The organism is Niastella koreensis GR20-10 (genome assembly GCF_000246855.1).
Classification (GTDB): Bacteria; Bacteroidota; Bacteroidia; order Chitinophagales; family Chitinophagaceae; genus Niastella; species Niastella koreensis.
Window position 1 is genome coordinate 1,699,343 of record NC_016609.1, and the last position, 15,614, is coordinate 1,714,956.

The 15,614-nt window shown below is 47.2% G+C and carries 9 protein-coding genes; 6 read left to right on the top strand and 3 right to left on the bottom strand.

The window, feature by feature from the left end; genetic code table 11:
- Nucleotides 1–20: 20 nt before the first annotated feature.
- Both NIAKO_RS36465 and NIAKO_RS06745 read right to left on the bottom strand, forming a co-directional pair.
- Nucleotides 21–461 carry a superinfection immunity protein gene (locus NIAKO_RS36465; RefSeq protein WP_014217657.1) on the bottom strand — a complete coding sequence of 147 codons (441 nt, stop codon included), beginning with the start codon at nucleotides 459–461 and terminating at the stop codon, nucleotides 21–23.
- Nucleotides 462–954: 493 nt separating this feature from the next.
- Nucleotides 955–2,034 (bottom strand): alpha/beta hydrolase family protein, encoded by a 1,080-nt coding sequence (locus NIAKO_RS06745; protein ID WP_014217658.1) that lies wholly within the window; start codon nucleotides 2,032–2,034, stop codon nucleotides 955–957.
- A gap of 374 nt (nucleotides 2,035–2,408) precedes the next feature.
- On the opposite strand from NIAKO_RS06745, the gene NIAKO_RS06750 reads away from it, so the two are divergent.
- The 6 genes from NIAKO_RS06750 to NIAKO_RS06775 all read left to right on the top strand — a co-directional run bounded on the left by NIAKO_RS06750 (nucleotide 2,409) and on the right by NIAKO_RS06775 (nucleotide 13,810).
- A complete protein-coding gene (locus tag NIAKO_RS06750) occupies nucleotides 2,409–3,074 on the top strand; it encodes a hypothetical protein (protein WP_014217659.1) in 666 nt (221 codons plus the stop codon).
- A 254-nt stretch (nucleotides 3,075–3,328) separates the two neighbouring features.
- A complete protein-coding gene (locus NIAKO_RS06755) occupies nucleotides 3,329–5,056 on the top strand; it encodes an SBBP repeat-containing protein (protein WP_014217660.1) in 1,728 nt (575 codons plus the stop codon).
- 28 nt (nucleotides 5,057–5,084) lie between these two features.
- Nucleotides 5,085–6,794, top strand: coding sequence for an SBBP repeat-containing protein (locus NIAKO_RS06760; protein ID WP_014217661.1), 1,710 nt, complete (start codon nucleotides 5,085–5,087; stop codon nucleotides 6,792–6,794).
- Nucleotides 6,795–7,281: 487 nt separating this feature from the next.
- On the top strand, nucleotides 7,282–10,407 hold the full coding sequence (locus NIAKO_RS06765) for a SusC/RagA family TonB-linked outer membrane protein (protein WP_014217662.1): 3,126 nt from the start codon (nucleotides 7,282–7,284) through the stop codon (nucleotides 10,405–10,407).
- A 20-nt stretch (nucleotides 10,408–10,427) separates the two neighbouring features.
- Nucleotides 10,428–11,909, top strand: coding sequence for a RagB/SusD family nutrient uptake outer membrane protein (locus NIAKO_RS06770; protein ID WP_014217663.1), 1,482 nt, complete (start codon nucleotides 10,428–10,430; stop codon nucleotides 11,907–11,909).
- Nucleotides 11,910–11,947: 38 nt separating this feature from the next.
- Complete coding sequence (locus tag NIAKO_RS06775; RefSeq protein WP_014217664.1) at nucleotides 11,948–13,810, top strand: arylsulfatase; 1,863 nt, start codon at nucleotides 11,948–11,950, stop codon at nucleotides 13,808–13,810.
- 234 nt (nucleotides 13,811–14,044) lie between these two features.
- On the opposite strand, the gene NIAKO_RS06780 is transcribed toward NIAKO_RS06775, so the two are convergent.
- The gene (locus NIAKO_RS06780; RefSeq protein ID WP_014217665.1) at nucleotides 14,045–15,571 is read right to left on the bottom strand and encodes a lipase maturation factor family protein; all 1,527 of its coding nucleotides are present in this window, start codon (nucleotides 15,569–15,571) and stop codon (nucleotides 14,045–14,047) included.
- Between the last annotated feature and the right edge of the window lie 43 nt (nucleotides 15,572–15,614).

The following is a 15,614-nucleotide window of genomic DNA, read 5'->3' on the forward strand; positions in this document are numbered from 1 at the left end:
TTGAAGAAGACTGCTATAAATCACTGCCCCAACACCACCGCCTTCTGCGAATTAAACTCTTCGCTGGTAAGCACCCCTTCATCCAGCAATTGCTTCAACTGACGGAGATGGTCTATCTTATCCTGTTGGGTTAACAATTTAGTGCTTGATACTTCAGGCTGCATTTGTTGTTTAGGCTGGGGATGTTCTGCCTTATATTCCTGGGAGTATGACTGGCTGGTGTTATGAACAACTATAGTAGGCGCATGTTTGGAACTGGAAGCAAACGCCCAAATTAGGGCTGTAATCCAACCAATGACTGTCCAACCCAGAAAAAGGTTGAGAAGGGTTATGGCTGTAGCATTTGAATTTTTGCGGGCATTCGCGATAATTGAGGGGAGAAAGTAAAGGGAAAAGGCAATTATTATCAATATCCATTCGCTGCCTCCGGGCATGGAAATAAATAGGGTAGTGCAAAGCATATCGTAAGGGGTTTAATGTAAATGGGTTAGGTCTATAACGGTTAGTAAACCCCTTTATTGCCGGTCAGAAAGCAAGTTGATTTAGATCAATATCTAACAGAAACCAATTTGCTTAAACGATGTAGGAATTTAGTTAAATGGCACAAATTGGTAGTGTTATTTGTACCGGAATGGTAGCAACATGGTAGGGTAATGGTGGGGATATTGCCTGGATACTGTACGCAGACTGCCTGGGGATGCTCTGGATATACTAGTGCGCCAGGCAATCCTCAGGCAATACTTAGGCAATGGTTAGGCAATACCCAGGCCATTCCACTACAGTCCGACGCCAATTCCGGTACGGTTTGACCAGACAGTACCAATACCCTGGTGGCCTTCTCTGAGAGTTCTCTGAGACTTGTCTGAGGCCCCTCATGGAGCAGTGGAGTCCCGGAGAATACTCAGAGAATGTTCTGAGAATACCCAGAGAATGCCGGAAGCACATCAGTTCAGACTACAACCACTTCCCAAACCACTCCACCATCATCTGCTCATGCGCTGGTGTCACTTTATGGGGCGTATTAGGCGCTACATAAATTTTTAGCTTGTCTATTGCATGTGCGGCCTCATAAGCGGCTGTTGCGGCTTTAAATGCGATTGTGGCCCCACCCAGCGGACAGTTCATATCCTTTTCTGAATTCAGGATCAATAACGGCCGGGGCGCAAAAAGCCGGATCATGGAGGGGCAGTCGAACTCATCGGTAATGCCGGGAACTACTTTATTCCAGAGTTGAAGAATGTTTTGTTTGTTGATAGTGGAATCGCCCAGGTCTTTGGCTGCCTGCTCATGCGCTTTCCGGATGGTGTTCACCCGGCCCTGCCATTTGTCATTCTCGAGCGACCATTTGAAGCTCTGCACCGCAATCATCGGTACGGCTACTTTAATTCGTTTATCGACAGACGCGGCCATCCAGGTCTCGATGCCACCCATTGAAATGCCTGTCATTCCAATACGATTGGCCTGTACATCGGGCCGGGTAGTCAGGTAGTCGGTCAGCCGCCATAGATCATACACGGTATCAAAATAAAATGGATGCTCCTGGTGTTTGGTATCGGTATTTTGCCAGGCCCGGGTGATCGCTCCCACATACCCGTTTTGGGCTTTTAAGCTTTCTGTCAGTCTTTCTCCATGGTACCGGGCATCGATTGCGATGCCCATAATTCCCATGGTGGAGAACTTATACAAAAAGCGTTTGATGTCTCCCTGGTCTTTGCTGCCGCCGGTTCCATGCAGACATATGACAACCGGAAATGACTTCAGTTTGGTATGAACCGGTTTATAAATGAGGATGGGTATTTTTTCGTTGGCTTCTGAATAAATAAATCCTTTTTCGATTATAACTGAATCGGTGCGGGTGATCTCAAAAGAAGGCTGGAATGGAGTTGTGGGTCTCTTTAGTAAAGTTTTGAAATCGCTGGCCACCTTGTTAACGGCAACATACTTGCCTGATTGGGCTGTGCCGGATTTATGACTTAAAAGAATTAAAACCAGGAGAAATAATTGGCAGGACTGCTTGTGAAATATTGCATTCATAGACAAACGGGGTATTAACGTTACGAATGTAAGATTATAGCAGGATATTCGCAGCAGGTAACCTTCTTCGCCCCTGATCAAAGGCTCAGCCGGCCATTCTTCGCAAATCCTTCGCAAGTTCTTCGCAAATTTGCGAAGAAGCCTAAGGGCGTTCCCGAAGAAGTCTAAAAGGATTTGCGAAGAAATCCGCTTGTTTTTTCACCATTTCCCCAACTGTCCTCACTGTTTATGCGCAATAAAATCCAGTTAATAGCGACTACTGCCAAAAGCGTACAAGTGCGAATCAAAACGAGTTCAAACGAACAGAACGAATCAAAACGAATGAATGCGAATCATCGCGAATAGCCTCATTTTAAACTGGTTTTTTTTGTGTCATGATAAAGCAAGTGGAATACCTGTTACTTAGATCCAGCATGGAGCGGATATTTATTTCCGGTTACATGGCGGAACTCCGGTTGCTGATGTGTCTTTCTGGTATCATGATAATCCTGAAAAAAATAGCCATTACGTTACTGGTAGCGGTTGTTTTATGCCCTGTTGCCGGGTTCACGCAGGAGCAAAAATTTCAACCTAAACACAGTCTGGCCATTAATCTTGGTCATGAACATTCATTTCATGGCATTGAAACGGATGGCAGCTCAAAAACCATTATACTTCCTTATTGGGGATTCGATTATAATTTTCAGTTTGCCCGGAAGTTTGCCGTAGGGATGCACCTGGATTATATAAATGAAGAATTTGAAATAGAAAAAAATCTGGAATCCGGATTCCAGGAAGTAAAACGAACCCGTCCTTTGGCGCCGGCCGTAATGGGCTTTTATAAACCTACAGAAAGATGGAGTTTCGGATTGGGAGCAGGTATTGAGTATTCCAAAGAAGCAAGCTATTTTTTGAACAGGGTAGCGGTAGAGTACGGGGTGGAGATCCGTAATGGCTGGGAAGTGTTTGGCGTTTTCCAGTATGACATTCGCTGGCAGGCTTACGATACCTGGACCATCGGTTTGGGCATCGGCAAAACAATTGGGAATAAAAAGCAGTGAAATCATTTCCTGATACGCATCAGCCTTCTCAATGACCACCCTCATTGTATTTTTCTGAAAATCATCCGTACTTTGTAATACTCCTGGTAAAATGTCACGTCCTTAATTTTTATCCATTCCCACTGATTCATAGTCTCAACTTTTATTTTTTATGGTCCGGTTACCCAAAGGCCTGTCATCATTTTTCTTCTGAGAAAAATGAGTAGCTGTCCTATGTAACCCAATTCCATTAAACAACTCTAAAAAAATCGATTATGAGGACAATGCTACGCTGCAGGGAGACCTGGATGATTGCAACATTTATTCTATTGGCCAACATGGGTTTTTCGCAATTAACCCAGCAATGGTCAGCCCGGTTCAATGGTACGGGTAATGGCGCCGACCAGGCCAGATCGCTGGTGATTGACAATGATGGTAATGTGTATATAACCGGATCGGCTACAGGACCAGGGACGGGGTTGGATTACCGGACCATCAAGTATGGCCCTAACGGCCAGATAAAGTGGAAGGCCTTATGGAATGGTTCTGCCAACGGTGATGATGAAGCTTTCTCGATAGCCCTGGATGGCATGGGCAATGTTTACGTAACCGGAAGAAGCATAGGCACTGGAACGGCCGGTTACGATATTGTAACAGTAAAATACAATTCTTCTGGTGTGCGCCAATGGTCGGCCAGGTATAATGATCCCAATAATGGATTCGACTGGGGTAAGTCAATTGCTGCAGACAGCAAAGGCAATGTATACATAACAGGCGTGGCCGGACTGGGTGCAAATACTACATCAGACTATGTCACCATCAAGTATAATACCAACGGAACACGCCTGTGGCTGGCTAACTACTCCGGCCCGGGAAGGAACGACGAAGCCAATGCTTTAGCCTTGGATAAAGATGGCAATGTGTATGTAACCGGCAGAAGCCCGGCCGGTATTGATCTGGATGAAATGGATATGGATTATGCCACTGTTAAATATGATAATAACGGTCATCAGATCTGGGTAAGAAGGTATAATAGCCCCTATATGTATAATGAATTTGATGAAGCGCTGGATATAAAAGTGGACCCTTATGGAAATGTATATGTTACGGGCCGCAGCGCCCCTGACAACCAGGAAAGTTCCAACGACTATGCCACCGTTAAATACGATGCCGGTGGAAATCAGAAATGGGTGGCCAGGTATAATGGCCCCGGCAATTCTACTGATGATGCGATGGCCCTGGCTGTAGACGCTTCGTTAAACGTATACGTTACTGGTTATAGCGCTGCCGGCCCCGATGAAACAAATTTTGACTATGCCACTGTTAAGTATAATAAGAACGGACAGCAGGTTTGGGTGCGGCGATATAATGGTCCGGCTAATGTGCACGATCAGGCGACCGCCCTGGCGCTTGATAGAAACGGGAATATCTATGTAACCGGGCATAGCATGAGTACCGGCACCGGGTACGACTTTACTACTGTTAAATACAACCCGGCAGGTGACCAGCAATCGGTGGCGCGGTATAATGGCCCTGCCAATGGCTTCGATGGCACCGCATTCTTACCTTCACACCCCATTGCGGTTGACGAGAACTGTAACGTATATGTAACCGGGAGGAGCGATGGAACGGGTTCCGGTTCCGATATGATAACGATAAAATATTCCCAACCGGATGCACTCATTACCGGCAGACTGGATCAGCCTTCGGTAGCAAGCAATGCAATACCTGCCAGCCTGCATGTTTTTGTGGCGCCTAACCCGGCTTCGGTTACCACTAAGATCTCTTATGAACTGCCGGTTGAAGGCAAAGTTTCAATTGCCATCTACGATATGCTGGGCAGAAGGATACAAACATTATTGGAGGCCACCAAACCGGCGGGCTTCCATTCTATAGATTTTAATGTGGCCACTATTCAAACGGGCATGTATACCTACCAGATCATGGTGAAAACAGCCAAATCATCCTGGCGTGCAACCGGAAAGATAAATGTGATAAAATAATTACCACCACCATATAAAATATCAGATCATGAAGACGATGACAGGCTTCAGAAGGGGCATATTTTTAGTTCATTTCTTATTGATTTCAATATGCAGCATGGCGCAGGTAAAACAGGATTGGGTAGCCCGGTATCGCACCTACAACGATAGTATTGGCGAAGAAGCGACCGCTCAGGCCATCGATGAAAAGGGAAATGTTTATGTAGCCGGTGGCGCCGTAGGTACTGCGCCCAACAGGGATTATACTACCATAAAGTACAATACAGCCGGCGTATTACAATGGAAAGCCCGGTACAGCAGTCCTGCCGGGGGTGATAGTTACCCATCGGCTATAGCCGTTGATAAAAAAGGGAACGTTTACGTAACCGGGTATTCTGCAGGTGTTGGCAGCGGTGAAGATTATGCCACGGTTAAATACAATGCTGCCGGGGTACAACAATGGGTAGCCAGGTATAATGGCCCCGCCGGATCGGATGATGGTGCAGCGGCCCTGCTGGTGGATAATGATGGGAATGTGTACGTAACAGGAAGCAGTATGGGAAAAGGAACCCTTGAAGACTATGCCACTATCAAGTATGGACCTAACGGGGTAGCAAAATGGATCAGCCGGTATAATGGCCCTGCCAATTCAACCGACTGGCCCGCGGCCCTGGTCCTTGACAGAAATGGCAATGTGCTGGTAACCGGGCAAAGTGTAGGCAAGAATTCCGGTCTCGATTACGCCACTATAAAGTACAATTCATCGGGTGTGCAAAAATGGGTGGCGAGGTTCAATGGCAAGGCGAATGATGAGGATTATGCTGCGTCCGTAGCAGTTGATAAAGGTGGTAATGTATACGTAACCGGAACAACTTACTCGGGTTACATTCCTGATGATCCCTTTGATCTGCCGTTACTGGATATCGCTACTATTAAATACAACGCCGCCGGCGCCCAGCAATGGGTGGCCATCCACGACGAAACCGGTGGTACCGATGAGGCGCGATCAGTAAAGCTGGATAAAGACGGTAATGCGTATGTAATGGGCCGCCTGTTCAATTCCAATCAATACGTAGACGATCCTGATGTGGATTATGGCGTAATCAAGTATAATCCGGCAGGGGTTAAATTATGGGTGGCAAAGTATGGCCCGCCTGCTGATAAAGATTTTGAATGCCACGCTAATGACCAGGTAGTCGATGAAGATGGAAATGTATATGTAACGGGACAAGATGGCGTGGAGGAGTTTGCTACGGTGAAATTTGATAAATACGGAAAACAGAAATGGGCAGTTACCTATAAAAAGGCTGTCAATCAGTACGCCATCGCGGTAGATGTGGACCATTGGGGCAATGTGTATGTTACAGGTAATGGCGATAGAAAAGACTGTCAGGGTTGTATGGATTTTGTCACTATTAAGTATTCCCAATGTGATAAAGCTGTTAGCGCCAGAATGGGTGAGCCTGCCGAAAACCAGGAGGTTACAGGCAGGTTCAAGGTAACGGTTGCGCCTAATCCGGCTGCAGGTAGCACGAAGTTCTACTATGAAATGCCGGTTGACGGCCAGGTGTCTATCCAGGTGTTTGACGTGCTGGGCCGGCAAATTGCTACGTTGGTCAATGCCAACCAACAGGCAGGTTTACATAATACAGAATGGGACGTTTCACCACTTAAGAGCGGCATCTATATTTATCATATCGTGGTAAAATCGGGTAAAACAGTGTGGAATGAAACAGGCAGGATCAGTGTGATAAAATAAAACGTTTTTTTCAGTAGGGTTAGAACAGGCAAGGCTCTGCCTTTATTAAGGCGGGGCCTTTTTTAAATCATTATCCCCACTAATTTGGTGGACTAAATGATTTTGTTATATTTGTACTCAGGAAATGTTTAAACCAATGCTATTGTTATGGGAGTAACCTCGTACAATATAATCTCTTTACAGCCTGCCGCCCCGGCGGGATACTACAGCATAATTCTTTTGAAAGAGTGCTGCTGTTGTTGTTAGCATCGTCACTTCTCTGATAATTAAATATACTACCGTACAGATTGCCTGTCAGCATCGCTGAACCCTACCGCAACGGATGAATGAATAGCTGTGCTTTATAATTAACAATTTAAATCAGTCAGATAGAGAATAAAAAACCGGTAAGAAGAATTTCCTACCGGCGCTGGGATGAGATCAGTCCGTAACGCCAATCACTTACTGGTCTTCATCCTGATTACATTAACGATAAAACATCATTAACATGAATCTGTTTCAAAGGTATAAAAAATACCTTGCGGGCAAACTATTGCTCTTTCTTTCCCTGCTCTTTTCTACGTTCTTATCCATTGCCCAAAACAACAATGTGCAGTTGATAGGCAAGGTGGTTGACGACAGAACAAAAGAACCGCTGGTGGGCGCTGTAGTGCATATTAAAGGCACCACGCACCATGTGGTGGCCGACGAAGAAGGCGCCTTCACTTTTATTACCGGTCAAAAAGTTCCCGTTGTTTATGAGGTAAGCCATGTTGGGTACGAGACCCGCGAAATAACGGTAAGTGATTACAAACCTATTGACATCCGGTTGAAACAGGGGAATGCACAGTTGAGCGATGTAGTGGTGGTTGGTTATGGTACACAACGAAGAAGTGATGTGTCAGGCGCCGTAACAACCGTTCCCAAAAACCTGCTTACGCAACCTGCTACTTCTTTCGATAACCTGCTGCAGGGCGCCGTACCGGGCGTGGCGGTGACCCAGAGTTCGGCCCAGCCCGGCAGTACTGCGTCCATAAGAGTGCGAGGGGGTAATTCTATCTCTTTCGGGAACGAACCCTTGTATGTGATCGATGGGTTTATCATCTATAATAATAACAGCTTTACCAATTCAGGCGCGTCCAACGGTTCCAGTGTGAATGCGCTGGCAACCATTAACCCAAGTGATATTGAATCGATCGAGATCCTGAAAGATGCTTCGGCTACTGCCATCTATGGGTCACGCGGCGCCAATGGGGTAGTGGTGATCACTACCCGCCGGGGTAAAAAGGGTACCGATGAATTTAACTACAGTGGATATTTTGGTAAACAACAGGTATCGAAAAAGCTCGACCTGTTAAATGCATCGCAATGGGCGGCATTGGTAAACGATATCAATTACAGTGATGGCAAGGCTGCCACCTTCAGCGATTCGGCTATTGCTGCCTTGGGCAGTGGGAGCGACTGGCAAAGCTCGGCGCTCAGGGATGCGCCGGTTCAAAATCATGAATTATCGCTTGCTGGTGGTGATGACAAGTCACGGTATTTGATTTCAGGTAATTACTTTAATCAGCAGGGAACGGTGTTGAATACCGGGTTCAAAAGATATTCGGCCCGCCTCAACTATGAACGAAATGTGACCGACCGGTTTAAGGTAGCTGCCAACATTTTCGGCAGCCGGTCACTGGAAGATAAATTGACCGGAAGCCCCTTTAACAGTATTAATTTCAGCGGCGCGTATCCCAGCCTGGTACAGTCATCGCCGGTAGCGCTGATAAAAAACGGGGACGGTACGTATAATACTACCAGTCCGTATACCTCGCAGCCAACCAACCCGTTGCTGGATATAATAGCTACCACCAACCGCAGTTATCTTACCCGGGTAATGGGAAGCGCTTCGGCCGAATATAAATTATGGAAGGAACTGGTGCTGAAAGTTACCGGTGGGGTTGATCTCATAAACACCAAGCAGAATTATTATGCGCCTTCCTATACCAATTCACCGGCTGGTTCTTCCAACGGCTATACCATGGGTGGGTATGGTTCTGTAGGTACGGTTGCAGCTGTTAGCTGGTTGAATGAGAACACGCTTACCTGGGACCATACCTGGCAGAATACGCATTTTGTAAATTTATTGGCTGGGTATACCACGCAATTCTCAAAAGATGAATCTGCCGTGGCCAGCTCGCAGAAATTTCCAAATGATCTTACAACCTATAATAATCTGTCGTATGCCGGCTCAGCGGTATTGTCGTTGTCTGATGCTCACCAGTCAACTTTAAATTCCTATCTGGCCAGGGTGAATTATTCCTACCTGCATAAGTATAACATCACCTTGTCTGAACGCGCCGATGGTTCTTCGCGATTAGGGGCGAACAACAAATGGGGGTATTTTCCTTCTATAGGTTTATCATGGAATATTAATAAAGAAGATTTCTTTCAACGGTTCGACCGGTATGTAAGCAATCTGAAATTACGGTTAACTGCCGGCAAAACCGGTAATTCAGAAGTGCCGCCTTACAGTTCCCTGGCTGCACTGGCGCCTACCAATTATTATTTCAACAGTACGCTGGTAACAGGCATATCGCCGGTGCAACTGGCTAACCCCAACCTGAAATGGGAAACTACCACCCAATACAATGCGGGTGTTGATGTGGGTTTATTTAATGGCCGCATCAACCTCACCTTTGATGCTTATTATAAAAAGACTTCCGATCTGTTGTTGTATGTACCCTTCCCCTTGTATACAGGATATACCAGCCAGTTGGAGAATGTGGGCAGTGTGGAAAATAAAGGGGTTGAACTGGGACTGAGTACAGAAAATGTAAAAAGCAAAAACTTCAACTGGCGGTCGACCTTTTTAATAGCAGCCAACAGAAATAAAGTCTTAAGTCTGGGCGCCAGCAGCAGTTATTTCCCCGTGGCGCCAACCGGACAGGTGTCGCCGGTGATAGTACAGGTAGGGTTGCCCGTGGGTACTTTCTGGGGCTATTCAACCAATGGGCTGTTAACTGCTGAAGACCTGTCGAAGGGAGCTCCTGTATTAGCGGGTGTAGCGCAAAAGGTAGGCGATACAAAGTATGTTGACTATACCGGCGATGGCGCCGTTACCACCGCTGATAAACACAACCTGGGAAGTGCGCAGCCGAAATTCACGGCCAGCTTTTCAAACAATATTTCCTGGAAGCATTTTGACCTGTCATTTTTTATCCAGGGCTCTTATGGCAACAAATTGTTTAACCTGTTACAACAAAAGCTGGAGATCCCAACTATTTCATTAAACGCTTCGGCTGCCCTGTTAAACAGGTACAGTGCCACCAACCCCAATGGTACCGTTGCCCGGGCCACCAATTCACCGGTACCGCAGGTTACAGACCGCTATATCGAAGACGGGTCGTATGCAAAGCTGAAGAACATAACATTGGGATATAATTTCTCTTCGACGATCCTTTCAAAGATCCGCGCCAAACAGTTACGGGTATATGTTTCTGCCCAGAACCTGCTTACGCTTACACACTACACCGGGTACAATCCCGAGGTGAATTTTTACGACAATGACAATACCAAACAGGGAATAGATTATGGTATTTATCCTGCTACCCGCACATTTCTGGCCGGGGTGAATATTACATTTTAAGGAACAATAAAACAGCAATCATGAAACGAATCATATCTATATCGGTTGTTGCGGGCATTTTGTTTTCCTGCAACAAGCTCACGGAAGACCCGGCTTCCGTAACAGTGGCTGGTCAGTTTTATAAAACATCTGCAGATGCTATTGCAGCCGTTAGTGCGGTGTACAGTACCCTGAACAGCGATCCCGCAGGCGATTTCCCGATCTATGGCCGAAATCTGAATCTGCTTATCTGCAATGGTGGTGATGAAATGGTGTTCAGTCCGTCCAATACCAATCCGGATGTGCGGGCATTGGGAACGGCTACGTATGTACCCGTGAATGACCGCATTCGTAAGATCTGGCAGCAGCATTATTATGGCATCAGCCGGGCCAATGTGGCCATCGACAATATAGCACCAATGGCTATCGATACCACGGTGCGAGAACGCCTGGTGCGCGAAAGCAAATTTATCAGGGCCCTCCTGTATTTTAACCTCGTGCGGTTGTTTGGCGATGTACCGCTCGTTCTGCATGATCCCACTTCTGTGGATGTAAACAGTTTGAAGACCGGCAGAACGTCGAAAGACAGTATTTATCAGCAAATCATTGCAGATCTGACAGCAGGATTCAATCTGCCCAAATCGTATTCGGGTGCAGACATCGGAAGAGCTACCAGTGGTGCGGCGCATGCCTTACTGGCAAAAGTATATGTTACCAAAAGGGATTGGCCCAATGCCCTGGTTGAATTACAAAAAGTAGTAACTGCAGGAACGTTTACAAACGCCACCGGTGTGTATGGATATAACCTGTTTACCAATTTTAAAGACGCGTTTCAAAAAGCTACCAAGAACGGGATAGAACACCTTTTTTCTGTACAGTTTGAAACCAACCTGGGTGCCAGAAACAGTCAGCAATTCATAAGCTCTGGCGCATTTAGTTCATTTAACCCGGCGGTTTATGCCGGTGATATTCCGGCCGACAGTTCTATTTACCAGCTCTTCGATGCCAGTGATGCACGGCGGGCGGTTACTTTTTTCACTACGTTGGTGAATTCCTCAACCGGCCAAACAGTAAATTTCGGCGCCCCCCGCTGGAACAAGTTTATCGATTACAGCATCTCGCCACTTTCGAGCCAGGCGCAAAGCGGGTTGAACTTTCCTGTGATCCGTTATGCCGATGTGTTGCTGTTGTATGCCGAAACGTTGAACGAACTCAATGGTGGCCCAACCCCAGATGCCTACAGCGCCATTAATAAAGTGAGAACAAGAGCCGGTATTGCCAATCTTACCACCGCTCTACCGCAGGCTGCATTCCGGGATTCTGTGTTTTTAGAAAGAAGAAAAGAGTTTATGCTGGAGAGCAACCGCTGGTTCGATCTGTCGAGAAGAGGCGGCAGCTATTTGTATGATGCGCTGAAAAAGTTTCCGGCCAAAACCGGCGCGGCGCTTAGAGACACCTTGTATCCGATTCCACAAGTGGAGATTGACCTGGCAGGTTTATCCCAGAACCCAGGCTGGCAATAAAAAAGCAATTCATTCACTCAAACATTAAATACATCAATATGCATCTTCAGAAAATCAACGGGGTAACCAAAAAGGTGTTGGCCTCCTCCATGATAGCAGGGCTTGCTGCGCTGTCGTTGGATGGTAAAGCGCAAACAACTTCCCAACCTTACCAGGGCGTAGTGGGTAAAACCTATGCCGATTCAAAAGAATGGTGGCAGCCGGCGGTGAAAGCGCCAGCCGGTGCTCCTAATATTGTCTGGATCCTGTTGGACGATGTAGGCTTTGGCGCTTCCAGCGCTTTTGGCGGCCTGATCCCCACGCCTACATTCGATAGTTTGGCCAACCAGGGTTTGCGCTATACCAATTTTCACACCGCCGCCATTTGCGCGCCAACCCGCGCCGCGTTATTAACCGGCCGCAACCAGCACTATGTACATATGGGCGGATTTGCCCACACGGCATTGTCGGCCGGATTCCCCGGCTGGGATGGACGCATACCTGCCGATAAAGGGACCGTTGCGGAAGTACTGCGCGAAAGCGGTTATAACACGTTTGCCGTTGGTAAATGGGGCGTAACGCCCGATGACGACGCTACTGATGCCGGTCCGTTCGACCGCTGGCCAACCGGTAAAGGGTTCGATCATTTTTATGGTTTCCTGGGTTCGCAAACCGATCAGTACAAACCCGACCTGGTGGAAGATAACGCGCATATTACGCCCGATGGCAGAAACCTGAATGAGAGCATTACGGATAAAGCCATCAGTTATATTTCAAAACAAAAAACTGCAGCACCCAATAAACCTTTCTTCCTGTATTATGCGCCCGGCGCCACGCATGCACCGCACCAGGTGCCTGCATCCTGGGCCAACATTTACAAAGGGAAATTTGACGAAGGCTGGGATGTATATCGTGACAAGGTGATCGCTAACCAGAAAAAGCTGGGCGTGATCCCTGCCAATGCGCAATTACCTGCCCGCAACGAATACATAAAAGCCTGGAATACCTTAACCCCTGATCAGAAAAAAGTATATGCCCGTTTTATGGAAGTATACGCGGCGTACCTCACGTACATCGATGCGCAGGTGGGCCGTATTGTGAATCATCTGAAAGAGATAAAACAACTGGACAATACCTTGTTCTTTGTAATTATTGGCGACAATGGCGCCAGCAAGGAAGGTACCTTCCAGGGCGTGCTTAACCGGGGACCGCTGAGTGGCAAGGTATCTGATGAAGAACAGTTTAAAAGCAACCTGGAAAAAATTGGTGAAATTGGTACGCCTTCAGGTTCTAACACCAATTATCCGCTTGGCTGGGCGCAGGCCACCAATACACCATTTAAATTCTGGAAACAGGATGCCAATGCTGAAGGTGGTACGCACAATCCGTTGATCATTTTTTATCCCAGGGGCATAAAAGATAAAGGCGGCATCAGGAATCAATACGGCCATGTAGTGGACATTCTGCCCACCACCCTGGAATTTGCAGGGCTTACCTTGCCAACACAGATCAAAGGCATTAAACAGGATACGCTGCAAGGCACTTCCTTGTATTACTCACTGGATAATGCAACCGCCGCCAGCCGCCATACCGAACAGTATTATTATATTTTCGGTTCCCGCGCTATTTATAAAGATGGCTGGAAGGCTGCTGCTGCGCATCACCCTGATTATATCGACCTGAATCTGTTACCCGGTAAAGATTCCGTTGGCCATAATTTCGACAAAGATGTATGGGAACTGTACAACCTGAATGAAGATTTTAACGAACGCACCGACCTGGCTAAGAAATATCCTGAGAAGTTAAAAGAGCTGCAGGGGCTTTTTGATGTAACGGCCAAGAAGTATAATATCTATCCGTTGATCGATTGGGCAGATGTGTGGGCGAGGAGGGTTCAGGGGGCGAATGCTTCGAAGAAGTAATGTTGATCAGTTAACTAGTTAACCAGGAAGTTGAGAGGGTTGATAGAGGGAATACAGTTAACAGGTTGACAGGTTTACACGTTGACAGGTAATACAAAAAAGCGCGGCTCACCGGTATTGGGGAGCCGCGCTTTTTATGATTTTCACTTCGATATTCGACATTCAACATTCGATATTCGACATTTTGTATTGACTTCTTCATTTCTCTGTATTCCATTATCACATTATCACATTCTATTTAAGCCAGTTTTCACTTCTTAGATAGTTCAGTAAACGCGGATCACCAACTGAAAGCGGTGGTAACCAAACCGCGATTTGTTCGCGCGTCCACCAGTTGTGTTGTGCATTGCCGGGTTGGGCAAAGCGGTAGCGATACAGAATGGCCCGGATGTACTTAGGTGGTTGTTTGGGAAAGGGGTTCTGTTTGAACAAACTGGTTGCTATGGGATCGTTGTGCAACAATTTATATACAAGATGTAAGGTCCAGGGATAGTCATCGGCTGAAGACATGGAGGCGAACCACATTTGCCAGTCGAGCCGTAACTGGTAAGGCGCTATCTGCGGCGGGCGCCGGTTGAGGAGCACTGGTAATCCCCGGTACAGATAAGGTTGCCAGTGTGCGTTGTTGGTGGAGTCGTTATCTGCGGTTCCTTCAAACACTACATTCATCCGTTCCTGTCCTACAGAGCCAAAGGCGCCATAGGTATTCACCAGTTCAAAGGGGTCGAAGGAGCCGTTCATGACCTGTCTGGGGGAGAAAAGATTTGCGATAGGCTGAATGCTGAGCAGGCCAACGATCACCGTTACTACCCAGGCGGTTGTTTGCATGGGTTTGGAATAGGCTGCATTTTCGCGGGCTGCATCGGCTTTTCGCACCAGGCGTTTGGGAAGCAGTTTTGCCCAACAACCATCGTCGAAACAGGCCAGCGCCGGAATAATAGAGAGCCAGTTTAAGAAGGACAGGTTTCCACTGACAATCAACGTAACCTGCAATAAGATCATTATCACACCTGCTATGTGCCGCGCCAGGCGGGGGCCGAACGCAAAAAGCGGCGCTGCCAGTTCTGCCAGCCAGTTGAACCAAACACCGGCCCTTAAAACGGCACGAGGTAGAAAATGGAACCAGCGGCTGAGCGGACCGGGAATTGGTTGCGTTTCGAAATGATAATACAGCGCTGTGCTGTTGCGCCATACTACATCACCCCGCAGTTTTATCAGTCCGGCCCCCAGCATTAACCGGCAAATCAGCCAGCGGAACAAGATGATAATGGGAAACGGCGGCGCCCGGCGGGGAAAGGGCCGCATCTCCAGCAGGGGACAAAGAAAGATGGCCAGAAATCCTGTTTCACACAGTTGAATCTCCCAGCCATAGCCATACCATTCCTGTCCAATATGCACCAGTGACAAATACAACACCCACAGCAAAGCCATAATAAGGGCATTGGCATATCCTGCCGCCACCAGGCAGGATAAGATAAACCCCACCCACGAAACGGTTACCAGGGCGCTATCAGCATGCCAGAACCAGAAAAGGGAAGGCAAACGCATAAACGAGGAACCGGTTCCGCCCAGCATTTGATTGATGTTCTTTATATATAAACTTACCGGAGTAAGGCCATGTGAGCCAATAAGGGGCAGTACTTCATTAATGGCCACCAGGAAGGCGACAGCATAAATGGCGCCCAGCAAACGAAGGATCATAAAGCGGGTGAGCCAGTAAGAAGGGGCAGCAGGTTGTTCAATGTCTGTTTCGTTGTTCATATACAACAATTTGGAGGGAGCCAGGTGCTTACACCGCTGCAAA